This is a genomic window from Pseudomonas frederiksbergensis (assembly GCF_001952935.1).
Classification (GTDB): Bacteria; Pseudomonadota; Gammaproteobacteria; order Pseudomonadales; family Pseudomonadaceae; genus Aquipseudomonas; species Aquipseudomonas frederiksbergensis.
The window spans coordinates 1,135,351-1,158,863 of the sequence record NZ_CP018319.1 but is presented as its reverse complement, the minus strand read 5'-3'; the positions used below and the strand labels follow the sequence as shown (position 1 = coordinate 1,158,863).

Sequence of the window (23,513 nt, the reverse complement as noted above, 5' to 3'; positions counted from 1 at the left end):
TTCCGGTGGTGTCAGAGATTCTGGAAGTGCAGCAAGGCTAACGGCCTGCCGATTTCACCACGCCAGACAGGGTCGACCGGCGCACCGGTTTGCGCCTGCTTTTGTTGCCATTGCAGGCCGAGCTGGCGTTGTTGCGCTGTTTTGAGATGAGCTTTGACGAACTCGTCGAAGCGCGGTTGGGGCTTGTTGTAGTGAAAATGGGCATACCACAGGGGTTGTGTCGGAGTTTGCGTCAGGTTGAGCACTTCGTATTCCTGCAGGAAGTCCCTGCGCCCGTCCTTCAGGCGTGCGAGTTCCGTCAATTCACCGCTCTTGCGAATCTGCACCGCACCCTGTTTGAGCAGATAGTCCAGGTACCCTTCTGTGGGCGTCTGGCTGATGAGGGAGTGCCGGATGCGCAAGTCTTGTCCCTTGCGCGTCAGTTCGGCAGCCTTTTCGCGCAGTTGCCCGATGAGAGGGGCCTGGGGGTCGAGGCGTTCGATCTGGCTGGCGCGCAGGCGAAGCTCGGTGGCTTCAGTGAGCATCATGTGTTCAAGGTCGACGGGCAGCATTTTTTGCCTGGCGTAGGCTTCGACCTTGTCCTGGTACGCCGCCTGGGTGTTCAGGCGACTCCTTGCCTCCGCCAACAAAGGCCTGACATCCGTGGGAGCATGCTGTTGGCTGATCCGCAGGGGATTGTCCTGCAGACGGTATTTGCCGTGTAACCCTGGCAACCAGTTTTCGGTATAGCCATCGATGCCCTTGAGCGTGAATCGATCCTGGCCGCTGATCACGTCACCGATCAACAATTGACCTTGCTCGGTTTCAAAGATCTTTTTCACGATAGGCCCGGCCGGCCGTGGCACAGATGTTTGCCTGATGGCCTGGCGAGCTCGTTCGGCGGTTTTTTCTATGCCGTCCAGGAGCAGCGGGACATAGGTGAGATCGAAATGTTGAGGATAGCTGGCCGTCCATGCCGTCAGCTCCTTGCGAAATTGATCGTAGGCCGCGAGACAGTCTTCAAGAATCCTGGTGCGTTCCGCGGGGCGGGCGTTCACTTGGTGCAGACTGTGTTGGGTCGCCAGGACCCGATCGATCCTGGCCCGTGCGTCAGCCATCTGGTTTTGCAGATAGAACCAGGAGACATCATTAACCGCATCAAACCGACTGACGACTTGCAAGTATTGACCTGTTTTCAGGTACTGCCGGTTCTCCGGCAGCAATGCGGCTGCCATTTTGTTTTTTTCTGTCGCTACGATTTTTCGTTGAGCGTCATTGGTGATGCGTTTGCTCCATTCATCAATCTGTGCGCTGGTCGCGTCGATCAATTCGAGCTCCTTGACCATCCCTACCCGTGCATTTTTGCGCTGTTGCAGAAGGCTCAACAGGGGCTTTAAGTCTGTGTTGGGCAGAACATCCGACTGGTTTGCAAAATCTTCGAGTTCCTCCAGATGCTTAGCGATGCGCCTGGCGCCAAACCTCAACCGGTGCAATGAGCGGTCCACTATCACCCAGGCCATTCGGCTTTTTACGTCGTTAATATCTGCCCGCTTGTTGCCATGGCTCAACGGCAACAGTTCTTCGAGCTCCAGGTAACCGGTTTTGGCCAGTTCTATTTCTTTCAGGCATGCGGCGTCCAGATGCTTGATTTGTGCCATGTGGGTTTGAGGTGGGCTGCTTTTGTAGCGCTCCAGCGCCTCATTTGTGCGCTTGCTCAGGGTGCTGAGTTGCTCGATCCTGGCATCGGTGCTGGCTGTCAGTGCTTGTTGGCGCCGAAAAACCCGATCGACCCACCAACGCGGCAATCGCTCGCGGATGACCGTCGGCCAGATCGGATCAAGCCTGTTGGCCAGGTAACTTTGTACCCCACCCCCTCCCGCCAGGCCGCCATTGAAGGCAGTCCCGTAAACGGCGAAGTGAGTGTTCCATTGCCCGCTGGCATCGAGGGCTACGGGTTGTTTATAGCTTTTGAGCTCAGTCCCGCTCAGCCGCCAGGCCCCATCATGCAATTCAACCTTGTAGATGATTCCGTACCTGACAATGAAGTCACCGTCGGCGTGTCGATAGACATTGCGATAAACGCCGTCCGTACCGGGTTGAAGGCCCGCCAGGGAAACTGGTTTTTCGTAGTGATAGCCAGCGAATCGGGCTGCGATATGCCGGGCCTCTCGTGCAGATATCAGCGGTGTGGACGAAGCGTCAGTGCCTCTGAACATCCTGCTCAACTGGCGATGAAACGTTCGTGTGCGGAGCGCGCTGAGCCGCAAGCTGAAGCCCGAAAGAAAGTCCATGCCTGCATCGATCAACGCCTGCAAAACCATGGTTATTTCAGCCATGCCTTGCACGTGATTACCTTTGCGAAAGGCCGCGACGGCTTGATTGGCGCTGTTCCAGGCATCATAGAGGCCGACACCGGTACCGATGATGGGCAAGACGCCAATGGCCATTTTCAAATAGGTGAACACCTTCTCGCCCTTGACCGCGTATTGCTCCAGAAAGAGTTCGCTGTTGGAGCGCGAGGTGTTGCGATGAGCCAGGATCAGGCGGCCCATCTCGGCATGCAGTAGATGGGCTGGCAATGAAGTGCTTTTGGGCCACGGGCGCCCGACACCGATGATCCCATCGAAGTTTTTCAGCAAGGCCTGCGTGATGCGGCCCAAGTGATTTGCCTTTAGGCCATCAAGGGCGCGCTCTGCCAGATAGTTGGCCATTTCACTGCCAAGGCACAGATCGAACAACGCCTTTCGGGCTTGCTCCAGACTGTTGTATCGGCGCAGGAACACGCCGTCAGGGGTGTCGGGCAGGTACAGCAGCGTAAGACCGCTGGTTTTCTCCTCAATGAAGGTAATGCCCGACAGGGTGGTTGACTTGTAGTCCGTATCTTTGCCACCCGCGCTCAGGAAGGCGGGCAGCAGTACGATCTGCTGGCCATTGACGGACCAGTCCTGCGCCGTCGCAGCCTCAATCGCGACGTTGAGGATTTGCCACTCGGTGGCGTTGATTGCACCTCGCAGGAGGGCAAAGCGTCCCTGAATGGCGAGTTGCAAGCGGTAGGGTTCGAGCAGGCATTCGTGGTGGTATTCACGTTCGAACGCCGATGCTGTCGCCGGTCCGCTGTAGGTGCTGCGTATCAGCGCTTCGTAGTGCTGCGCCAGATCGAGTTCCGGCACGAGGGCGCACAGGTACGACTGCGTGATGCCTTTGACCAGCGCATCGCGCTCGGTATCGGAGCTGGCGGTGACTTCGACACGCATGAAGCTCAAGCGCTGCTTGATGCTGTCGTCGATGTTCAGCAGCGCCAGTTCATGGATCGACAGTTTGCTGCGGCTTTGGCTGGCGACCCATACGGTTTTGGTCGGCGTTCCCGGTGCGCCTGGGGCCTCGGTGAAGTGTTGTTCGGATGTCACTGCATCAGGCAGGTCCAATTGCACGGCGAAGCTGTGCTGGAGTGAGAAATCCTTGCGCAGCCGGGCGTCGATGCGTTTGGCGGCGAAGTCACTGACCAGGGGCAAAGTGAGCTCGTGTAACGCGTGGGCGCGTTGCAAGGCTGGCACATAGCGTTCAATCAATGCATTGAGCTGCAAGCGTTCATCCAGTGACGCCTGGGTGAGCCATTGGGGGAACTGGCGGGTCAATCGTGCGCTCAGGTTTTGCTCGACGATTTGTGCGAAAGCGAGGTCGCGGTTCTGGTGGCTGGGCACCTGCAGGGCGGTGAGCGTCTGCTCGCGTAACTGTCCCAGTGCGTTCGCGTGTTGTGCGGGTTGGGAACCGATAGGGTATTGCTGGCGGATCTCGGCTGCGCGGCGTTCGAAGGTCGCGACTTGTTGATGCAAGCTGTACTCGAAAGGGTCGGTGTCGATCGGAGTCAGTTGCAACGCCGCGTGCCCGTCGGCGGCATGCAGTTTAAACAGGGAACGCTCCATTTGCCGGCGATTGGCGAACCGTTGCAAGCCCCCGCCAGCACCGGTGCAGTAGAGCAACAGGCTTTGCGTTGAGGACGGGTCTTGCAGCGTCGCGGTGAAGGCGAAAACCAGCAGCCCCTCCAGCTCCTGGCGCCGCGAAACGGTTTCAATGTCGCCGGTTTCGCTGACCGATAAGGTCACGAAGGCAGCGGCGCTCTGATCGGAGCGATCGGCGCTGGCAGGCGTTTTCAACACGGCTTCAAGCAGGCGGTGTTCTGCGGTATCGATCTGCTCCAGCTTGAGTTGGATGTTGGCCTCGGCTTGCAGGGCCTTGAGTCTCGCCTGATAGAGTGCGGTGTATTGAATGTTGATGGTCGACGTATCGAAAACGCGCTCGCGCTCCAGCAGGGCGGATGCCGCTGTCATGGCGGCCTGCTCGGCCTCGTCCAGGGATGCAAACAGGGCCTTGAGCGCTGTCACCTGGGGATTGTCGAACGTCTCCTGATCGTGTTTTTTCAGCATGTTTTCGATGGCGCTGTATTGCTGCCTGAGTGCAGCCTTGCGCACGATTAAAGAGAATTCGGGCCCGGGATTACCGAGCGGGAAGGACGGGGCGAGCGCCTGATCGTCCTGCTCGTGTACCGGTGCGGGGAGGTCCGGCGCTTCGCTAAAGCCTCCTTTTGCGCGGCGTTGCGCGTCGACTTGATCGACAGCGAGCAGTGCATAGGCCGCCTGTTCGGCAATGTCGTCGCCCAGGCCGGTGCATGCGCTTTCCAGTTGAATGGCATGCAAACGCTCCAGTAATTGGGCTGCACCGACCTCCAGCGGGGCACTCGGGTTGTTGTAGTCGACGACGCTGTGACCGTCAGTCGTGACACTCCAGGGGATTTCGTGTTGATGCCTGATCAGCCAGCTGTCCAGCTCGCTGCGCTGACTGAAGTGCAACAGCGCTGGCCGGTGGGTGGGCAAATACAGCAACTGCTCGGTGGATTGTCCCCCGTAAAGGCTGATGCCCAGTACACCAGGAAGTTTGGCGAAACGATTGTCACGGCGTTGCAGGGCCAACTGTTCGGCGATGACTCGCTGGCCTGCCACTTCGGATTTTCCGTCGACAGGATCGAGGATCGCCAGCAGCGGCTTTAACTGCTCGGCACTTAACGCACCCTCGGCGAGGGCCAGTTGGCCTGCCGCGTCAACGTGTGTGCGGTACAACCGGGCGGCCAGGTGTCGTCTGGATAATGGAGAGCCGTTGGCCCGGCCGTTCCAGTACGTGTTCCAGCCGTCGGTCAGGCACTGCTTCAGGCCCAGGGCCTTGAGTTGTTTGAGCAGCTCGCCGGCAGAGGTGGCGAAGTGTCGATGGCTGCGATCGATCCCCGTCACCCGACAGGTGGGGATACGCCGCGGGTCCAGATCCGGTTGTTGCAGCAGGAAGGCGCAGGCTTCTGTCAGGCTGCAACGGCGCGAAGAGCGCTCGGCGGTGGCCGGAAAAAACAGGCCGACCCGCTCGCCATCCAGATCCAGTTGCTGCTTGAGCGTTTGCGTCAACAGGCTGTGAACGCTGGGGGAGGTCGCCATGAGCTTGAGCATTTGCTGCTGGCAGTCTCGCCAGCGCTGCGAGGCCTGGAGGAATAAATGTTCATTCTGCATCGCCGGGACGGTGGCGAGTGCGAGGCCAAAATCGCTGAGGGTGCTTGGGTCAGTGTCGTGATGTTGTTCGAGCATGGTTTGCCTGGCTTCAAAGTTGACGGTTGGCAGGCATTGAATGCGAAAGGGGCTCGGGCGGTGGTGGTACATAGTTATCGCATTGACCGTTCAGCGATCTTCATCAAACTGTCACGTAACTGTGGCAGCGCGCTTGAACAAACTTCATCAGACTCGCGCTCTACTGGAGTCCTGCGTTTCGGTGTTTTCCATGCGTGTTTTGTTTTTCCTGGCCGCGCTGTTGTTCGGCCTGCCGTCCTTGGCGGCGTCTCGTTGCGATATCAATGTCCCGACCGAACAGGTCGATCTGGCACACGTGAGCCTGGCGTACCAGAGCATCGGCCGTGCCTCGGACCCTGCGTTGTTGCTGGTGATGGGCCTGGGCGGGCAGTTGATTCACTGGCCGGATGAGGTGGTGGTCGCGCTGTGTCAGCAGGGTTTTCGGGTGATTCGCTATGACAATCGCGATGTCGGGCTCTCGACCTGGCGGCAAGCCCCCGCCGACGCCAACCTGACCTTCGAGGTCCTGCGCTACAAACTCGGTTTGCCAGTGTCGGCGCCGTACACCCTGACCGATATGGCTGACGATGCTTTTGGCTTGATGGATGCGTTGCACGTCGAGCAATTCCACGTGCTGGGCGCGAGCATGGGCGGGATGATCGCCCAGCACATGGCAGCGATGGCGCCGCAACGGGTCGAGAGCCTGACCCTGATCATGACCAGTTCCGGGGCCGAAGGCCTGCCGGCGCCGAGTGCGGCGTTGGTGCAATTGTTGTCGCGTCGTGAGGCGCCCAATCGCGAAGTGGCGCTGGAGCAACAGGCCGATTTGCTGGCGGCGCTGGGCAGCCCGACGGTGAGCGATGATCGGCAGGCATTGCTGCATCAGGCAGCGCAATCCTATGACCGGGCATTCAACCCCGAGGGCGTGAAGCGCCAGATCATGGCGATCCTCGCCGAACGCAGTCGTGTGGCGCTGCTCAATCAACTGCGCGTACCGACGCTGGTGGTTCACGGCACTGCTGATCCGTTGCTGCCGGTCATGCACGGCGTGCACCTGGCGGCGCATATCCGCGGCAGTCAGCTGACGCTGATTCCAGGGCTGGCGCATCGATTCCAGGACGCGTTCAAGGCGCCGTTACTGGCGGCGGTGTTGCCGTATTTGCAGGCCCACCGCGAAGATTCCTCGCATTGGGCGCAGATTGATCCGGTGGCTGAACCCAACCTTCTGTAACAATCTGAATCCACTGTGAAGAGGGAGTGTCAGTCGGCATTAATGTTGACTGAAAAACCGCCTTCGCGAGCAGGGGGGGAAAGAACGTCAGGCTTGGAGGCGAACCCAGACAGTGACCAACACCGTAGCCGCCATCAACCAAGCCACCGCCGCCACCGCGAGTGAAGCCTCCAGCCGCATCCGGTCCACCATCACGTACAACGTCGCCAGGTAGATGAAGTAAGGAATGATCGACCACATCCCAAACACGATGGTGGTCTTCAAATCCTCCAGCGAACGCCCCTTGCCGACGATGTAATGCGCAATCAGCGCAAAGGTCGGAAACAGCGGCACCAATCCGGCGATGTAATAGTTTTTGGTCTTGGCCAGTGCGGCGAGGATCACCACCACGGCCGCGCCCAGGGTTGCCTTGAGGATCAGGTCCATCAGTGGCTCAGTCCGTACTTCTTCACTTTGTCGAACAGCGTGGTCTTGGCCATCCCCAGTTCCAGGCTGGCCTGGGTCAGGTTGCCGCCACTGCGCTGCAAAGCGTCGCTCAGCAGGTTGCGTTCAAACGCTTCTACCGCTTCGGCGAAGGCCAGGCCCTGATTGCTGCCGCTGGCGCCGGATTTCTTGAAGGCCGGCAGGCCGAGGGCAAAGCGCTCGGCGACGTTGCGCAGTTCGCGCACGTTGCCCGGCCAGTCGTGGCTCATCAGGTTCGACAGGGTTTGGTTGTCCAGGTCCGGCACGGCACGGTCGAAGCGCAGGGACGACTGCTGCAGAAAGTGTTCGAACAATTGCAGGATGTCTTCACGACGTTCGCGCAGCGGTGGCAATTCGAGGGTCACCACGTTCAAGCGGTAATACAGGTCGCTGCGAAACTCCCCAGCCTTGCTCGACTCATCCAGATCAGACTTGGTCGCCGCGATCACCCGGCAATCCACCGCCACGCTCTGGTTCGAGCCGAGGCGTTCCAGGGTGCGTTCCTGCAACACCCGCAGCAGTTTGATTTGCAGCGGTAGCGGCATGCTTTCCACTTCATCGAGGAACAGCGTGCCGCCGTCGGCGTGTTCGATTTTGCCGATCCGCCGCTTGCCGGCGCCGGTGAAGGCGTTGGCCTCATGGCCGAAGATTTCGCTTTCGAACAGGTTCTCCGGCAGGCCACCGCAGTTCAGCGCGACGAACTGCTTGGTGTGCCGCCGACTGAAGTCGTGCAGGCAACGCGCAACCAATTCTTTACCGGTGCCGGTCTCGCCTTCGATCAGCACGTTGGCCGATGTATCGGCAACGTTGGCGATCAACTCCCGCAGGTTCTGCATGGCGGGCGAGCGGCCGATGATCCGGCCTTCGAGGGAATCCCGTTCCGCCAGTTGCCGACGCAACGATGAGACTTCCCGCGCCAGGCTGCGTTGCTCCAGCGCACGGCGCGCCACGTCGACCAGACGTTCGGGGGAGAAAGGTTTCTCCATGAAGTCATAGGCGCCTTTTTGCATCGCACCGACAGCCATGGAAATGTCGCCATGACCGGTAATCAGTACCACCGGCAGGCTGCGGTCGCGGGCCTTGAGGCGGGTCAGCAACTCCAGGCCATCGATGCCCGGCAGGCGGATGTCACTGATGACGATGCCGGCGAAGTTGTCGCCGACCCGCTCCAGCGCTTCTTCGGCGCTGCCGACACCCACGCAGGGAATGTCTTCCAGGGTCAGCGCCTGTTGGCAGCCGAGCAGCACATGGGGGTCGTCTTCGACGATCAGCACACTAAGGTCGTTGTTCATATTGGCTCGGCGTGAGTGGGGCTTACCAACGGTAAACTGAGGACGAAAGTGGTACCACCGCTGGCCGGGTGCTCGACACCCAAGTGCCCGCCGGTGGCGGCGGCCAGGCTGGCGGAAAGGGTCAGGCCAAGGCCCAGGCCCTGTTCGCCGGGTTTGGTGGTGAAAAACGGTTCGAACAAATGCTTGCGCGCTTCGGCGTCGATGCCGTGGCCATTGTCGCGTACACGAAGGCGATATTTGCCATCGAACTCTTCGCCTTCGAGCCACAGTTCGGGCAGCGGTTGTACCTGCATGGCGTCAATGGCGTTGCCGATCAGGTTGACCAGAATCTGCTCCAGGCGGGTCTGGTCGATCTGCACCTGCAGATCGGCGAAGTCTCGGTGCAGTTGCAGATGCGCGCTTTCCACGCGACCGCCGAGCAGCTGCAAGGCTGCATCCACCGCTTTACCGAGACTGGCCTGACCTTTGTCGTCGCCGCGGCGAGCGAACGAGCGCAGGCTGGCGGTGATCCGGCCCATGCGGTCGATCAGTTCGTTGATGGTCTTGAGGTTGGTGCTGGCAACGTCCAGTTGACCGCGCTCCAGAAACCGCACGGTATTGCCGGACAAGGTTCGCAGCGCGGCCAGCGGCTGGTTCAATTCGTGGGCGATGCTGGTGGACATCTGGCCGATGGCCGCGAGTTTACCGGCCTGCACCAGTTCATCCTGGGCACGGCGTAGCGTCTCTTCAGCCACCCGTCGTTCACGAATCTGGCCCTTGAGCCGTTCGTTGCTGGCGCGCAGGTCGGTGGTACGTTCGGTAATCCGACGCTCCAGTTGATTGTTGGCTTCCTGCAAGGCTTCCCGGGCGGCGAGACGCGTGGCAATGACCTTGCGCCGCTCGTTCCAGGCGATCAGCAGGAACGCCACCAGGGCAAACGCCACCGCCACCAGAATCCCCTGATTGATCGCTTCGCGGCGCAAATCCTGCAGCGGTGTCAGCAGGGTAAAGTTCCATGGCGTGTCGCTCAGCGGACGGGTTTGCGAAAGGTAGCTGATGTCCTCTTCGTCTGATTCCACTTCGCTGTTGGCGGGGAAGGTCAGTTTTTCCTCGCCTTCGGCCAGTTGTTCACGGGCCAGCGGTTGCAATTCATTCAGTGGGAACCAGTAGTACTGAAGGCTGCGGGCGAGTTTTTCCTTGGTTTCGTCGCTCAGCGGCACAACCGATTTCAGGCGCCGAGCCGGATCGCTGGAAAGAATGATGATGCCGTTTTCATCGCTGACAAAAGCTTCGAGTCGCGCGCGCTGCCAGCGTTCTTCCATGGCTTCGAGGCGGACCTTGACCACCGCGACGCCAATGATCTTGCCGTGTTCTTCCAGGCCATGGGCCAGGTAATAACCGGGCTCGCCGTTGGTGCTGCCGATGCCATAGAAGCGCCCCGGCTGACCGCGCACGGCATTCTGGAAATAGGCGCGGAAGGACAGGTCTTCGCCCAGGTAACTGTCGACATCGCGCCAGTTGCTGGTGGCCATGACACGGCCAGTAGTGTCCATCACGTAGATAGCCCGACTGCGGCTGCGCCGGTTCAGGCCTTCGAGGTATTCATTGACCGTCTGTCGGTGTTCCGGCGACGGGTCGGCCAACAGCTTTGAAACGCTGGACTCGAGTTCCAGCAGGCTGGGCAGGTAGGTGTACTTGCTGATCTCGCTCTCGACGGCGCGGGCGTGCAATTCCAGCTGACGCTGGCCGTTCTCGCTGAGGCTGCGAATCCCGTAGTGCTCACTGACCCAGAAGCCGAGGTAACCCAACCCGATCATCAGGGCGATGACCAGCGGCGGCAGGAACAAGTGGCGAATCAGACGGGGTTTCACGGCAAGTGATGGCGGCGCGGCGCGATAGAGATTTGGGTCGCATTTCATCACAGATGCCTTGGGTCAACCAGTGTGGCAATGGGCTTGCGTCCTGGTTTGGTCGAGCGCAGAACCTGTGGCGAGGGAGCTTGCTCCCGATCGGCTGCGAAGCAGTCGCAAACCCAGCCAACACGGTATGTCAGACACAACGTGCTGGTCGATGTTGTGGGTCGCTACGCAACCCAGCGGGAGCAAGCTCCCTCGCCACAGAGTTCGGTGTGGTGCTTAGTGCTGCAGAATCTTGGCGAGGAAATGCTGCGTACGCTCGGCGCGGGCGTTGATGTCGCCGAAGAACTCCTCTTTCTTGCAGTCTTCGATGATTTTGCCTTGGTCCATGAAGATCACCCGATCCGCCACTTTACGGGCGAAGCCCATTTCGTGGGTCACGCACATCATGGTCATGCCTTCGTGGGCCAGTTGCACCATCACATCGAGTACTTCGTTGACCATTTCCGGGTCCAGCGCCGACGTCGGTTCGTCGAACAGCATGACGATCGGGTCCATCGCCAGCGCACGAGCAATCGCCACACGCTGTTGCTGGCCACCGGAAAGCTGGCCCGGGTGTTTGTGCGCATGGGCAGACAGCCCTACGCGCTCAAGCAGTTGCAGGCCTTTCTTGGTGGCTTCTTCCTTGCTGCGGCCCAACACCTTGATCTGCGCGATGGTCAGGTTTTCGGTGATGGTCAGGTGCGGGAACAGTTCGAAATGCTGGAACACCATGCCAACGCGCGAACGCAGTTTCGGCAGGTCGGTCTTCGGGTCGGCGATGGATGTGCCATCGACCACCACGTCGCCTTTCTGGAACGGTTCCAGGGCATTGACGCATTTGATCAGGGTGGATTTGCCGGAACCGGACGGCCCGCACACCACAATCACTTCGCCTTTTTTGACCTCGGTGCTGCAGTCAGTCAGTACCTGGAAGTCGCCATACCACTTGTTGACATTCTTGATAGAGATCATACGGCAAACCTTTTTTGCAGACGCTTGACCAGCAGCGAGGCGGCAAAGCTGATTGTGAAGTACGTGAGACCTGCAAAGATCAGGAACTCGTTGGAGCGACCGATGATGTCGCCACTGGCACGCGAGGCATTGAGGAAATCCACCAGGCCAACCGCGTAGACCAGGGAGGTGTCCTGGAACAGGATGATGCTCTGTTGCAGCAACAGCGGGGTCATCTTGCGGAACGCTTGCGGCAGGATGATCAGCCGCATCATCTGGCCATACGTCATGCCCAGGGCTTGGGCAGCACCCATCTGACCCTTGGAAATCGACTGGACACCGGCCCGGACGATTTCGCAGAAGTACGCCGCTTCGAACATCATGAATGCCACGATGCAGGAGGCGAAGGCGCCGATCGGGGTGTCTTCGCCGGTGATCCAGCGCAGTACGAACGGCACCGCCAGGTAGAACCAGGTGATCACCAGCAGCAGTGGAATCGAACGGAAATAGTTAACGTAGGCGCCGGCAATGTTCGACAGCAGCTTGCTGTGCGACAGGCGCATCAGCGCCAGGATCGTGCCAAGGATGATCCCGCCGACGACGCCCAGCGCCATCAGTTGCAGGGTCATGACCATGCCGTTCCACAAACCCGGCAGGGACGGGATGATGCCCGAGAAGTCGAATTCCATCATTTACCCCCTACGGAGATCAGGCCCGGTACGGCGACTTTCTTCTCGACCATGCGCATCAGCAGCATCAGGCCCATGTTCAGGGTGAAGTAGATCAGCGTTGCCAGGGTGAAGGCTTCGAACAGGTTGGCGGAGAACTCGGCAGTCTGTTTGGTCTGCGCGAGCAACTCCATCAGGCCGATCAGCGACGCCACGGAAGAGTTCTTGAACACGTTCAGGAATTCGGAGGTGAGCGGCGGAATGATGATCCGGTAAGCCTGGGGCAGCAGCACGTTCCAGTAGATTTGCGGCAGCTTGAAACCCATGGCGCGAGCGGCGGATTCCTGGCCGCGCGGCAGCGCCTGGATACCGGTGCGCACTTGTTCGCAAACACGAGCGGCGGTGAACAAGCCCAGGCAGACGACGACGCTGAGGTAAGCCGAGGTGGTCGGGTTCAGGTCCTGCTTGTACCAGTCTTGCAGGTTCTGAGGCAGCAGATCGGGCACCAGGAAGTACCAGATGAACAGCTGAACCAGCAGCGGCACGTTACGGAAGAGTTCGACGTAGCAGGTCGCGATGCCCGATACGATGCGGTTAGGCACGGTGCGCATGACGCCCAGAATCGAGCCCAGCAGCAGGGCGATGATCCAGGCCACGACGGCGATGGCAATGGTCCAGCCCAAACCGGCAACGTACCAGTCGAGATACGTCTCGCTGCCCACGCCGGTGGACTTGAAGAACACGCCCCAGTCCCAGTTGTAATTCATTAGGGTCTCCCCTCAGATCGATCGATGTACAAGTGCCCGCCTGGGGAAGCTCCGTTCCCGCCCTGATCGTGAAGATCAGGCACACACGAGCGGCTCGACAGCCACCGGTTCGAGTGTTTCCAAAAATGCCAGCAGGGAGTGACTATCCCCCGAAAAGGCAGAGGCCCTTTCAGGAGATAAGGTTAGTCAGAAATCAGGATTTCTTTTCGTCAGCCGCTTTATCGGTCGGATTGGCGATCAGGGCCTTGAGCTCGTCGCTCATCGGGAACATCAGGTTCAGGTTTTTTGGCGGGATTGGCTGCATGAACCATTTTTCGTAGATCTTGTTGATCTCGCCGGACTTGTAGGTCGCGATGATTGCGTCATCCACGGCTTTCTTGAACGGTGCGTCGCCCTTGCGGACCATGCAACCGTAGATTTCGTAGGACTGTGCAGTACCGGTCACGGACCAGTCGGTTGGCTTCTTGGCCTTGGCCATTTCACCGGCCAGCAAGGCGTCATCCATCATGAAAGCTACGGCACGGCCGCTTTCGAGCATGTTGAACGACTCGCCGTGGTCTTTGGCGGAGATGACGTTCATGCCCATTTGCTTGTCGGCGTTCATCGACTTGAGGATGCGCTCGGACGTGGTGCCAGCGGTGGTCACGACGTTCTTGCCTTTCAGGTCCGGGAAGTCTTTGTAAGGCGAGTCTTTCTTGGCCAGCAGCTTGGTGCCGATTTCGAAGATGCCGACCGAGAAGTCAACTTGCTGCTGACGTTCGACGTTGTTGGTGGTGGAACCGCACTCGACGTCCACGGTGCCGTTCTGCACCAGCGGGATACGGGTTTGCGAAGTCACCAGGTTGTACTTGACCTGGAGGTTCGGCATGTCCAGGTCTTTTTTGATGGCTTCCACGATTTTCAGCTGGATATCGTGGGAGTAGCCAACCGGTTTGCCGGAAGCGTCCGCGATGTAGGAAAACGGAATGGAAGCGTCACGATGCCCGAGGGTGATAACGCCGGACTCTTTGATCTTCTTCAGGGTGCCGGTGAGTTCGGCGGCGAAAACTGGAGTGCTGATCAGAGCGGCAGCAATGGCTGCGCCCAGGAGATGGGGAACGATGCGCATCAAATTTTCCTCGACATTGTTTTTATATGGAGCCAGTTCATCGGCCCTTTTTTGTGCTTCGAATGCTTGCCGGCTCCTGAAGGGGTGGCGCAGCGGTCATTCGTCCAAGAGTGTAGAGCATGACTCGTGCCAGGCCAGGTCGAATAGATCAATCTATTGATTTATAAGGGGATTAAATATTTGTGGCGAGGGTTTTGATGGTGGGGGAATCCGGTTAACCGAATCGACCGACGGGTCGCGTTCGGAAAACCGAATGCAATCTCTCGTCTTACACCTATCCCTCGTGGGAGCGAGCCTGCTCGCGATGAGGCCGGCACATTCAACATTGATGTTGCCTGACACTCCGCTATCCTCGGAACGCCGCCCGGAGCCGGCGTAGCGCTTGGCAGAATGCAAAAAGCCCCTGAATCGTGAGATTCAGGGGCTTTCGTTTAAGCGGATCAGGGATCAGGCCGCTTCGATCTTGCTGCGGTTCTGCTCGACCTTGCTCATATAATCCGCCAGTTTCTGCTGTTCCTCCGGCGTGGTGAACAAGCCCAGCTTGCTGCGGCGCCACAGGATGTCGTGCGCGGTGGTCGCCCATTCTTCGCTGCACAGGTAATCGACTTCACGGGTGTAGAGCCCGCCGCCGATGTGTTCGCCCATATCGCCGAGGTTTTGCACGCCTTCGAGCATGCGCCAGGTGCGGCTGCCATAGGTGGTGGCCCAGCGGCGGGCGATTTCGGTCGGCACCCAGTCGAACTTGTCACGGATCAAGGCGCACAAGGCTTGCGGGGTGGTCATGTCTTCGCCGCCCGGCAGGGTAGCGCTGGCGGTCCAGCTCGGCTTGATGTCCTTGAAGTACGGAGCCAGTTGCGCCAGCGCCGACTCGGCCAGTTTGCGGTAGGTGGTCAGCTTGCCGCCGAACACCGACAACAGCGGCGCTTCTTCGCCGGTGCCCGACAGTGCCAGGGTGTAGTCGCGGGTGACGGCCGACGGGTTATCGGATTCGTCGTTACACAGCGGGCGAACGCCGGAATAGCTGTGCAGGATGTCGTCGCGGCTGATGCGTTTCTTGAAATGGGAGTTGACCACTTTCAATAGGTAATCGGTTTCACCTTCGGTGATCGCCACTGCAGCCGGATCGCCGGTGTACTCGCGGTCGGTGGTGCCAATCAGGGTGAAGTGGTTCAGGTACGGAATGGTGAACACGATACGCTGGTCTTCGTTTTGCAGAATGTGCGCGTGTTCGCCTTCGTACAGTTTCGGCACGATCAGGTGGCTGCCCTGGATCAGGCGGATGCCGTACGGCGATTCCATCTTCAGGTCGTCACGAATGAACTTGGCGACCCACGGGCCGGCGGCGTTTACCAGGGCCTTGGCGCGAATCGAAAACAGACTGCCATCGGCGCGTTCCAGATGCAGGTGCCACATTCCCTTGGTGCGTCGGGCGCTGACACAGCGAGTCTGGGTGTGAACGTGGGCGCCTTTTTCGCGGGCGGCCATGGCGTTGAGCACCACCAGACGAGCATCGTCGACCCAGCAATCGGAGTATTCGAAGCCTTTGGTGATTTCGCTTTTCAGCGGGCTGTCCGGGCCGAACTTCAGGCTTTTCGAACCTTCGAGTTTTTCCCGTTTGCCGAGGTGGTCATAAAGGAACAGGCCGGCGCGGATCATCCAGGCCGGACGCAGGTGCGGGCGGTGCGGCAGCACGAAGCGCATCTGCTTGACGATGTGCGGAGCCTTGGCCAGCAGCACTTCGCGTTCGGCCAGGGCTTCGCGCACCAGGCGGAATTCGTAATGTTCGAGGTAACGCAAGCCACCGTGGATCAGCTTGCTGCTGGCTGAAGAGGTGTGGCTGGCCAGGTCGTCCTTTTCGCATAGAAACACCGAAAGACCGCGACCGGCGGCATCCGCTGCGATCCCCACGCCATTGATCCCGCCACCGATGACGGCGATATCGTAGATCTCAGCGAGAGGGGGCGTAGGCAAGGTAGAAGTGGGCATCGGCTAGCCTCGGGCTTTTATGATTTTCGGTATTGGAATTCGAACATTAATGTTCATTTGCGAAAATGGTAGCCCATAAAGTCGCCCACAGCCAGTTAACTTCGATTGAAAATACTGATCGAAGGGCCGTGAAAGGAAAATTTTCGAACATTTAGAGGTGGTTTTGTGGCGAGGGGGCTTGCCCCCGTTCGACTGCGCAGCAGTCGCAGAGCGGGTTGCGATGTTTAACTGAGGGTTTGGCTGTGAATGGTTTTGGGGCCGCTTCGCGGCCCAACGGGGGCAAGCCCCCTCGCCACAAGGGACCGATGTGCTTACACGACTTCTAGCCGAATCTTGTGCTGACTCAACAACTGCGCCAACGCCGGCACAGGTTGCTGATCGGTCACCAGGCAATCGATCAAACTGATCGGCCCCAGACGAATCATGGCGTTGCGCCCGAATTTGCTGGAGTCAGCCGCCAGTATCACCTTCCGGGCATTGGCGATGATCGCCTGGGACACCCGAACTTCCTGATAGTCGAAGTCCAGCAGGCTGCCGTCTTCATCGATACCGCTGATGCCGACCAAGGCGAAATCAACCTTGAACTGGTTAATGAAGTCGACACTGGCCTGACCGACCACGCCACCGTCGCGCCGCACGTTGCCGCCGGTCAGCAGGACATCGAAGTCGTCCTTGGCGCTGAGCATTGATGCCACATGCAGGTTGTTGGTGATGATTTTCAGGTGATTGTGATTGAGCAACGCCCGGGCGATGGATTCGGTGGTGGTGCCGATGTTGATGAACAGCGAGGCGTGATCCGGGATTTGAGCCGCAATGGCTTCGCCGATACGCTGCTTTTCATCGCGCATCTGATCGGCACGCATGGCGTAGGCGGTGTTTTCGACGCTGGAATCGTAGGCTGCGCCGCCGTGGTAGCGACGCAACAAATTAGCTTCCGCGAGCTGATTGATATCGCGGCGGATGGTTTGCGGTGTAACGACGAACAGCGTAGCCATTTCCTCGATGCTGACGTACCCGCGTTCGCGGACCAGTTCGAGGATTTGCTGCTGACGGGGAGGCAGATTCATGGGGCTTCCTTTGGGCTGCCGTGCAAAAATTTGCCCATGATGCCGCAGGAATCCGCTCCCTGCCAGTTACATACAGATACGAGTACTCACCTCGGCTTATTCAGCACCTTCATGCGGTTCCCAGTCGCGGGTGCGACTGACGGCTTTTTTCCAGCCGGCATAGAGTTTTTCCTTCGCGGTTTCGTCCAGGGTCGGTTCGAACTCGCGCTCGATCACTGCCTTGCCGCGCAACTCGTCCAGGCTGCCCCAGAAACCACACGCCAGACCGGCCAGGTAAGCCGCACCGAGTGCGGTGGTTTCACGCATTTGCGGACGTTCGACCTGAGTGCCGAGGATGTCGGCCTGGAACTGCATCAGGAAGTTGTTCGCGACTGCGCCGCCGTCGACACGCAGGGATTTCAAGCGTTCGCCGGAGTCCTGTTGCATGGCGTCGAGAACGTCGCGGGTCTGGTAGGCAATCGACTCCAGGGCTGCACGAATGATGTGATCCACGCGTACGCCGCGCGTCAGGCCGAACAATGCGCCGCGGGCATACGGGTCCCAGTACGGAGCGCCCAGACCGGTGAAGGCGGGCACCAGGTACACGCCGTTGCTGTCCTTGACCTTGTTGGCGAAGTATTCGGTGTCGTGGGCGTCGTTGATGATTTTCAGTTCATCACGCAGCCATTGAACAGTGGAACCACCGTTGAACACGGCACCTTCCAGCGCGTAAGCCACTTCGCCGCGCGGGCCGCAAGCGATGGTGGTCAACATGCCGTGCTTGGATTTCACCGCTTTGTCGCCGGTGTTCATCAGCAGGAAGCAGCCGGTGCCGTAGGTGTTTTTCGCCTGGCCTGGCTCGACGCACATCTGACCGAACAGGGCTGCTTGCTGGTCACCCGCGATACCGCCGATGGCGATGCCGCTTTTGGTATGGCCATAGATTTCGGACGAGGATTTAACTTCCGGCAGCATCTCGCGCGGAATATCCAGCACTTCCAGCATCTTCGCATCCCACTCAAGCGTGTGAATGTTGAAGAGCATGGTGCGCGAGGCGTTGGTGTAGTCGGTGACGTGCACCTTGCCGCCGGTAAATTTCCAGATCAGCCAGCTGTCGATGGTGCCGAACAACAGCTCGCCTTTGCGCGCACGTTCGCGGCTGCCTTCGACGTTATCGAGGATCCACTTGAGCTTGGTGCCGGAGAAGTACGGGTCGGTGACCAGGCCGGTGGTGTCGCTGATGTATTGCTCATGACCGTCGCGTTTGAGCTGCTGGCAGATCTCGGTGCTGCGGCGGCACTGCCAGACGATCGCGTTGTAGATCGGCCGGCCGGTGGTCTTGTCCCAGACCACGGTGGTTTCGCGCTGGTTGGTGATGCCGATGGCGGCAACCTGGTCGTGATGCAGACCGGCTTGTGCCAGGGCCTCGACCATCACCGCGCTTTGGGTGGCGAAGATTTCCATCGGGTCGTGTTCAACCCAGCCGGCTTGCGGGTAATGCTGTGCGAATTCGCGCTGGGCGGTGCAGACCACGTTCGCGTCGCGGTCGAAAATGATCGCGCGGGAGCTGGTCGTACCCTGATCGAGGGCAATGATGTAGTTCTTATTCTGAGTGTCGGTCATGTCGATTGCCTTGGACGAAAAAAGGGAGAGAGGTCCGGCGCGTGATCTGATGGGCAGGATCACGCGCCAACGGTATCAAGAAGTTCTTGGTTTGCCGTCAATGGCCGGTGCTGCGTCCTTTGTAGCAGGTAGGGCGCTGGGCAGATGACGGGCAATCAGCCCGCGATACGCTGCAGCACCGAGGCAGGCACCGACAATCGGTGCAAAAATCGGAATCAGGAAATACGGGATATCGCGCCCGCCGGTGAAGGAAATTTCACCCCAGCCAGCGAAGAAAGTCATCAGTTTAGGACCGAAGTCGCGCGCCGGGTTCATCGCAAAACCGGTCAGCGGCCCCATCGAGCTGCCAATCACGGCAATCAGCAGGCCGATCAGCAGCGGAGCGAGCGGACCCTTTGGCAAGCCATTGTTGTCGTCAGTCAGGGACATGATCACGCCCATCAGGATGGCGGTGATGATCACTTCGACCAGGAAGGCTTGAGCCGTGGACAAGACCGGGTTGGGGAAGGTGGAAAACACAGACGCCAATTCGAGGCTGGCCTGAGTCCCACGAACCATATGGTGAGTTTGTTCGTAATCGAAGAATAAATTGCTGTACAGCGTGTAAACCAACAACGCTCCACAGAAGGCGCCAGCGATCTGGGCGAGAATATAAAAAGGCAGTTTGCGCTTTTCGAAGTCAGCGAAAATGCTCAGGGCAATGCTGACGGCAGGATTGAGATGAGCCCCGGAAACGCCAGCGGTCAGGTAGATCGCCATGCTCACGCCGATCCCCCAGATGATGCTGATTTCCCAAAGGCCGAAGCTGGCGCCCGCGACCTTGAGCGCGGCAACACAACCTGTACCAAAAAAGATCAGCAGCGCAGTGCCCAGGAATTCGGCCATGCATTGGCTTGAGAGCGACGGTTGTTGTAAAGCAGTTGTCATTGAAAACCTCATTTTTGTTGTTGTCTGGCGCTTTTGCATCATGGTCAAAGCGCGATTTTCACCGAGGCAGGATCCCCATCCTGTTCTCGGCCTACTGCTGGGTGCTGCGATAGGAACATTCGTACAGTATTCAGATTCGAAAAAATATAGACAAGAAACGCTGCTGTCAAAGGTCGAAAGTGAACCGTCAGTCACAATCGAACTATTAGTCACATGAATGACCGCATCGTTCACGGGGCTGGCCGAAGGTGGACGAACGGCGTACTACACGGCCAAGCCTTTGAAATAGCGCCGCAATAGAGCGTTTTGTCGATCAATGTCCTAGAATCCAGCGCAGTAATTTTTCTACTGCCGCCCAGTCTGGAGCTGTCATGACCCCCGCATTGGATTTGTTGAAAAAAGTTCGTGCCGAACATCGCGTGCACAGTTACGAACATGATCCTAAGGCCGCGTCCTATGGTCTGGAGGCCGCGGAGAAGCTGGGGCTGGATCCGGCGCAGGTGTTCAAGACCTTGCTGGCGGCCAGCGAGAAAGGTGAATTGTTGGTGGCTGTGGTGCCGGTCGTCGGAAGTCTGGATTTGAAAGGCCTGGCTCATGCCGCGGGCGTGAAAAAAGTCGAAATGGCCGATCCTGCCGCGGCGCAACGATCCACCGGTTACCTGTTGGGCGGCATCAGTCCGCTGGGACAGAAAAAGCGCTTGCGCACCTTTATCGATAATTCGGCTCAGCCCTTCGCCAGCATTTTTGTCAGTGCAGGGCGACGAGGGCTGGAAGTCGAATTGGCACCCGCGGTGCTGGCCGAACATACCCAGGCGAAGTTCGCTGATATCGGCCGTGCCTGACGCGAGCTTTCAACCTGGCGCTGTATGGTGGAAATTTACGGGCTCTGTCACTGGTGTCGGGTTGTCGGCAGCTTCATGCTCCGTGGCCTGACAAAGGGAGAAGGTTATGCAGCTTGAGTTTCATCAGGTCGATGCGTTCAGTGATCGGCCGTTCAGTGGCAACCCGGCGATGGTCTATCGCTTGGATGCGTGGCTTGCCGATGAGTTGATGCAGAAGATCGCCGCCGAACACAACCTCGCCGAAACCGCTTTTGTGGTGCGCGAAGGGCAGGGCTGGCACATCCGCTGGTTTACCCCGACCACCGAAGTGCCGTTGTGTGGTCATGCGACCCTGGCCAGCGCTTACGTTCTGTTTGAAATCTATAAAGAACCGGTCGAGCGGCTGGACTTCATCTGTAAGTCCGGCCCGCTGAGTGTGAGTCGTGAGGGTGAGCGCTTGTGGCTGGATTTTCCGGCGCTGATTCCGTCGGAAGTGGGCGTGACCCTGGATGTCGAGCGCGCGCTGGGTGTGGAAGCGGTTGATGTGCTGGGGTCGAACGAGTTGTTCGTGGTGCTGGAATCCGAGCAGGCGGTGCTCGAATGTCAGCCGGACATGGCGGCGCTGGCAAAACTGCCGTGGCCGGGGGCAATTGTCACGGCCAGGGGCAGCCAGCATGATTTTGTATCCCGCTACTTCGCGCCAGCGATCGGCATCAACGAAGACCCGGTGACCGGTTCGACCCATTGCAGCCTGATCCCGTACTGGTCGAAACGTTTGGGCAAGTCGAGCCTGACGGCTTGTCAGCGCTCGGCTCGAGGCGGGGAGTTGTTCTGCCGGCTGGAAGGAGATCGGGTGAAAATCGGCGGGAATGCGACGCTCGTTGCTAGCGGAACGCTAATGCTCGGTTGATGCTGATCTTTGTAGGAGCAAAGCTCACTCGCGATGAGCGATGACGCTTTGCATCAGCAAAACCGCGGTGATGCTATCGCGAGCAAGCTTTGCTCCTACAGAGGCGGGGGGTGTCAGTGGGCGCTGCTGTAACGGCGCACCCCGGATTCGACGGCCGGAATCTGCGCCGCGATGCTGCCGTTGGCCTGAAACAGCACCAGGTGTTCAGCCGCGACACGAATGCCTACCTCTGAACCCACCTGATGATCGGCATGGCTCGGGAAAATCGATTCCAGTTGCGCGCCGGTCGGCAACTGCAAGCGATACAAAGTGGACGCACCCTGGAAAGACTTGCCGACAATCAGCGCCTTCAGCGTGCTGTCCGGTGCATAAACGATGTCGTCCGGACGCAGCAAGACATCCACCGCACCGCCAACCGGCCAGGTGTAGGCACGATTACCGCGTAACTCACCCAGCTCGGTCTGCACCGACTCGGGGCTGCTCAACTGACCGCGGATGAAATAACCCTGACCGATGAAACTGGCGACAAACGGCGTCAGCGGTTCGTGATACAGGTTGTAAGGCGTGTCCCACTGCTCCAAGCGACCTTCCTTGAAAACCCCCACATGATCACTCACCGCGAAAGCTTCTTCCTGGTCATGTGTTACCAGAATTGCACTGGTGCCACGGGCCTTGAGAATGTCGCGCACCTCATGGCTGAGCTTGCGTCGCAGCTCGCCATCAAGGTTGGAAAAGGGTTCGTCGAGCAGCAGCAATTGCGGTTCCGGTGCCAAGGCGCGGGCCAGTGCGACGCGCTGCTGTTGACCACCGGACAGCTCATGCGGGAAGCGCTTGCCGAGGTTTTTCAGGTTGACCAGTTCCAGCAACTCTTCGGTGACGCGATCCTTTTGCGGGTGCTTGCGGATCCCGAAGGCAATGTTCTCGGCGACGCTCAAATGCGGAAACAGTGCGTAATCCTGGAACACCATGCCGATCCGGCGTTTCTCCGGGGCGAGGGTGAAACCGGCGCGGGAGATTGTCTCGCCCGCCAACTGGATTTCACCTTCGTGCACCGGTTCGAAACCGGCAATCGCCCGCAGCGTGGTGGTTTTGCCGCAACCCGAAGAGCCCAGCAGGCAACCGATGTCGCCGGCATTCAAATGCAGGTTGAGGTTTTGTACGACGCGCTGGTCCTGATAACCGCAGGCGAGGTTACGCAGGTTCAGCAGTAATGGATGGCTCATGCGTGGTGGTACGCCGGTTCGACGAGAAACTCGAGCAGGGCCTTTTGTGCGTGGAGACGGTTTTCGGCTTGATCCCACGCGACGGAGCGCGGGTCATCGAGCAGGTCGACGCTGATCTCTTCGCCACGGTGGGCCGGCAGGCAGTGCATGAACAGCACGTCCGCTGCGGCCAGGTCGAGCAGGGCGCGGTTGACCTGGAACGGCGCGAACAGCTTCAGGCGCTTGGCAGTTTCCTCTTCCTGGCCCATGGAGGTCCAGACGTCGGTGCTGACCAGATGGGCGCCACGTACGGCATCCTTCGGATCGCGGACGATGGTGACACGATCGCCGGCCTTGGCCACGAACTCCGGGTTGGGTTCAAAACCTTCCGGGCAAGCGACGCGCAACTGGAAGTCGAACTGGATCGCCGCTTCTATATAGCTGTTGCACATATTGTTGCCGTCGCCGATCCAGGCCACGGTTTTGCCCTGGATCGAACCGCGGTGTTCGAGGAACGTCTGCATGTCGGCCAGTAACTGGCACGGGTGCAGGTCATCGGACAGGCCGTTGATCACGGGCACGCGGGAGTTGGCGGCGAATTCGGTCAGGGTGCTGTGGGCAAAGGTACGGATCATCACGGCGTCGAGCATGCTCGACATGACGATCGCGCAGTCGCCGATCGGCTCGCCACGGCCCAGTTGGGTGTCGCGCGGCGACAGGAAGATCGCCTGGCCACCGAGCTGGATCATGCCGGCTTCGAACGAAATACGGGTGCGGGTCGAGGATTTCTCGAAAATCATCCCGAGCACGCGGTTTTTCAGAGGCTCGAACAGTACGCCGCGGTTACGCAGGTCTTTGAGCTCAACGCCTCGACGGATCACGCTGACCAGCTCTTCGGGCGTGCAATCCATCAGGGAGAGAAAGTGCCTTGCGCTCATCATTGACTACCTTTTTGCAACAGACCGCAGATACTCAAAGCCTTGTTTAACTGAAAAACGGGCGAGACCTGCGGCGTAAGCCGCACGGGGCGACGAAATAGGGGAAGGCGCGATCTTATAAT

The 23,513-nt window shown here is 59.2% G+C and carries 17 protein-coding genes; 3 read left to right on the top strand and 14 right to left on the bottom strand.

The features are described 5' to 3' along the window. Positions 1-11: 11 nt before the first annotated feature. Positions 12-5,675, bottom strand: coding sequence for a dermonecrotic toxin domain-containing protein (locus tag PFAS1_RS05655; protein ID WP_083671726.1), 5,664 nt, complete (start codon positions 5,673-5,675; stop codon positions 12-14). A 118-nt stretch (positions 5,676-5,793) separates the two neighbouring features. Here PFAS1_RS05655 and PFAS1_RS05650 point away from each other — a divergent pair, with 118 nt between their 5' ends. Continuing rightward, entirely contained in the window at positions 5,794-6,813 is a 1,020-nt protein-coding gene (locus PFAS1_RS05650) for an alpha/beta fold hydrolase (RefSeq protein WP_076028477.1), read from the top strand. Between the two features lie 87 nt (positions 6,814-6,900). Here PFAS1_RS05650 and PFAS1_RS05645 read toward each other — a convergent pair whose 3' ends face one another. From PFAS1_RS05645 to PFAS1_RS05595, 11 genes are all read right to left on the bottom strand, one after another. Then, a complete protein-coding gene (locus tag PFAS1_RS05645) occupies positions 6,901-7,230 on the bottom strand; it encodes a GlpM family protein (protein WP_173860489.1) in 330 nt (109 codons plus the stop codon). 8 nt (positions 7,231-7,238) lie between these two features. Continuing rightward, on the bottom strand, positions 7,239-8,519 hold the full coding sequence (gene aauR / locus PFAS1_RS05640; RefSeq protein WP_232252234.1) for a two-component response regulator AauR: 1,281 nt from the start codon (positions 8,517-8,519) through the stop codon (positions 7,239-7,241). 44 nt (positions 8,520-8,563) lie between these two features. After that, positions 8,564-10,465 (bottom strand): two-component sensor histidine kinase AauS, encoded by a 1,902-nt coding sequence (aauS, locus tag PFAS1_RS05635; RefSeq protein ID WP_076028476.1) that lies wholly within the window; start codon positions 10,463-10,465, stop codon positions 8,564-8,566. 216 nt (positions 10,466-10,681) lie between these two features. After that, on the bottom strand, positions 10,682-11,416 hold the full coding sequence (locus PFAS1_RS05630) for an amino acid ABC transporter ATP-binding protein (protein WP_074874020.1): 735 nt from the start codon (positions 11,414-11,416) through the stop codon (positions 10,682-10,684). After that, positions 11,413-12,084 carry an amino acid ABC transporter permease gene (locus tag PFAS1_RS05625; protein ID WP_033053683.1) on the bottom strand — a complete coding sequence of 224 codons (672 nt, stop codon included), beginning with the start codon at positions 12,082-12,084 and terminating at the stop codon, positions 11,413-11,415. The genes PFAS1_RS05630 and PFAS1_RS05625 overlap by 4 nt, the downstream gene beginning before the upstream one ends. Next, entirely contained in the window at positions 12,084-12,830 is a 747-nt protein-coding gene (locus PFAS1_RS05620; RefSeq protein WP_074874021.1) for an amino acid ABC transporter permease, read from the bottom strand. The genes PFAS1_RS05625 and PFAS1_RS05620 overlap by 1 nt, the downstream gene beginning before the upstream one ends. A 193-nt stretch (positions 12,831-13,023) precedes the next feature. Then, positions 13,024-13,938, bottom strand: a complete 915-nt coding sequence (locus tag PFAS1_RS05615) for a glutamate/aspartate ABC transporter substrate-binding protein (RefSeq protein WP_074874022.1) — start codon at positions 13,936-13,938, stop codon at positions 13,024-13,026. Positions 13,939-14,385: 447 nt separating this feature from the next. Beyond that, positions 14,386-15,924, bottom strand: a complete 1,539-nt coding sequence (gene glpD / locus PFAS1_RS05610; RefSeq protein ID WP_074874026.1) for a glycerol-3-phosphate dehydrogenase — start codon at positions 15,922-15,924, stop codon at positions 14,386-14,388. Positions 15,925-16,235: 311 nt separating this feature from the next. Then, positions 16,236-16,991 (bottom strand): DeoR/GlpR family transcriptional regulator, encoded by a 756-nt coding sequence (locus PFAS1_RS05605; RefSeq protein ID WP_027922833.1) that lies wholly within the window; start codon positions 16,989-16,991, stop codon positions 16,236-16,238. Between the two features lie 96 nt (positions 16,992-17,087). Next, complete coding sequence (gene glpK / locus PFAS1_RS05600) at positions 17,088-18,593, bottom strand: glycerol kinase GlpK (RefSeq protein WP_033057460.1); 1,506 nt, start codon at positions 18,591-18,593, stop codon at positions 17,088-17,090. A gap of 75 nt (positions 18,594-18,668) precedes the next feature. Then, entirely contained in the window at positions 18,669-19,520 is an 852-nt protein-coding gene (locus PFAS1_RS05595; RefSeq protein ID WP_076028475.1) for an MIP/aquaporin family protein, read from the bottom strand. 371 nt (positions 19,521-19,891) lie between these two features. Here PFAS1_RS05595 and ybaK point away from each other — a divergent pair, with 371 nt between their 5' ends. After that, a complete protein-coding gene (gene ybaK, locus PFAS1_RS05590) occupies positions 19,892-20,362 on the top strand; it encodes a Cys-tRNA(Pro) deacylase (RefSeq protein WP_007971306.1) in 471 nt (156 codons plus the stop codon). A 106-nt stretch (positions 20,363-20,468) separates the two neighbouring features. After that, positions 20,469-21,251, top strand: coding sequence for a PhzF family phenazine biosynthesis protein (locus PFAS1_RS05585; protein WP_076028474.1), 783 nt, complete (start codon positions 20,469-20,471; stop codon positions 21,249-21,251). Positions 21,252-21,364: 113 nt separating this feature from the next. Here PFAS1_RS05585 and PFAS1_RS05580 read toward each other — a convergent pair whose 3' ends face one another. Then, positions 21,365-22,474: an ABC transporter ATP-binding protein gene (locus PFAS1_RS05580; protein WP_076028473.1), complete on the bottom strand. Its 1,110-nt coding sequence runs from the start codon at positions 22,472-22,474 to the stop codon at positions 21,365-21,367. Further along, positions 22,471-23,391 carry an ornithine carbamoyltransferase gene (gene argF, locus PFAS1_RS05575; RefSeq protein WP_076028472.1) on the bottom strand — a complete coding sequence of 307 codons (921 nt, stop codon included), beginning with the start codon at positions 23,389-23,391 and terminating at the stop codon, positions 22,471-22,473. The genes PFAS1_RS05580 and argF overlap by 4 nt, the downstream gene beginning before the upstream one ends. Between the last annotated feature and the right edge of the window lie 122 nt (positions 23,392-23,513).

What these genes read in the sequence shown, in the direction of transcription:
- PFAS1_RS05655 (WP_083671726.1), bottom strand. Translation starts at nt 5,675, where the DNA reads ATGTACCACCACCGCCCGAGCCCCTTTCGCATTCAATGCCTGCCAACC.
- PFAS1_RS05650 (WP_076028477.1), top strand. Translation starts at nt 5,794, where the DNA reads ATGCGTGTTTTGTTTTTCCTGGCCGCGCTGTTGTTCGGCCTGCCGTCC.
- aauS (WP_076028476.1), bottom strand. Translation starts at nt 10,465, where the DNA reads ATGAAATGCGACCCAAATCTCTATCGCGCCGCGCCGCCATCACTTGCC.
- PFAS1_RS05630 (WP_074874020.1), bottom strand. Translation starts at nt 11,416, where the DNA reads ATGATCTCTATCAAGAATGTCAACAAGTGGTATGGCGACTTCCAGGTA.
- PFAS1_RS05625 (WP_033053683.1), bottom strand. Translation starts at nt 12,084, where the DNA reads ATGGAATTCGACTTCTCGGGCATCATCCCGTCCCTGCCGGGTTTGTGG.
- PFAS1_RS05620 (WP_074874021.1), bottom strand. Translation starts at nt 12,830, where the DNA reads ATGAATTACAACTGGGACTGGGGCGTGTTCTTCAAGTCCACCGGCGTG.
- PFAS1_RS05615 (WP_074874022.1), bottom strand. Translation starts at nt 13,938, where the DNA reads ATGCGCATCGTTCCCCATCTCCTGGGCGCAGCCATTGCTGCCGCTCTG.
- glpD (WP_074874026.1), bottom strand. Translation starts at nt 15,924, where the DNA reads ATGCCCACTTCTACCTTGCCTACGCCCCCTCTCGCTGAGATCTACGAT.
- PFAS1_RS05605 (WP_027922833.1), bottom strand. Translation starts at nt 16,991, where the DNA reads ATGAATCTGCCTCCCCGTCAGCAGCAAATCCTCGAACTGGTCCGCGAA.
- glpK (WP_033057460.1), bottom strand. Translation starts at nt 18,593, where the DNA reads ATGACCGACACTCAGAATAAGAACTACATCATTGCCCTCGATCAGGGT.
- PFAS1_RS05595 (WP_076028475.1), bottom strand. Translation starts at nt 19,520, where the DNA reads ATGACAACTGCTTTACAACAACCGTCGCTCTCAAGCCAATGCATGGCC.
- ybaK (WP_007971306.1), top strand. Translation starts at nt 19,892, where the DNA reads ATGACCCCCGCATTGGATTTGTTGAAAAAAGTTCGTGCCGAACATCGC.
- PFAS1_RS05585 (WP_076028474.1), top strand. Translation starts at nt 20,469, where the DNA reads ATGCAGCTTGAGTTTCATCAGGTCGATGCGTTCAGTGATCGGCCGTTC.
- PFAS1_RS05580 (WP_076028473.1), bottom strand. Translation starts at nt 22,474, where the DNA reads ATGAGCCATCCATTACTGCTGAACCTGCGTAACCTCGCCTGCGGTTAT.
- argF (WP_076028472.1), bottom strand. Translation starts at nt 23,391, where the DNA reads ATGAGCGCAAGGCACTTTCTCTCCCTGATGGATTGCACGCCCGAAGAG.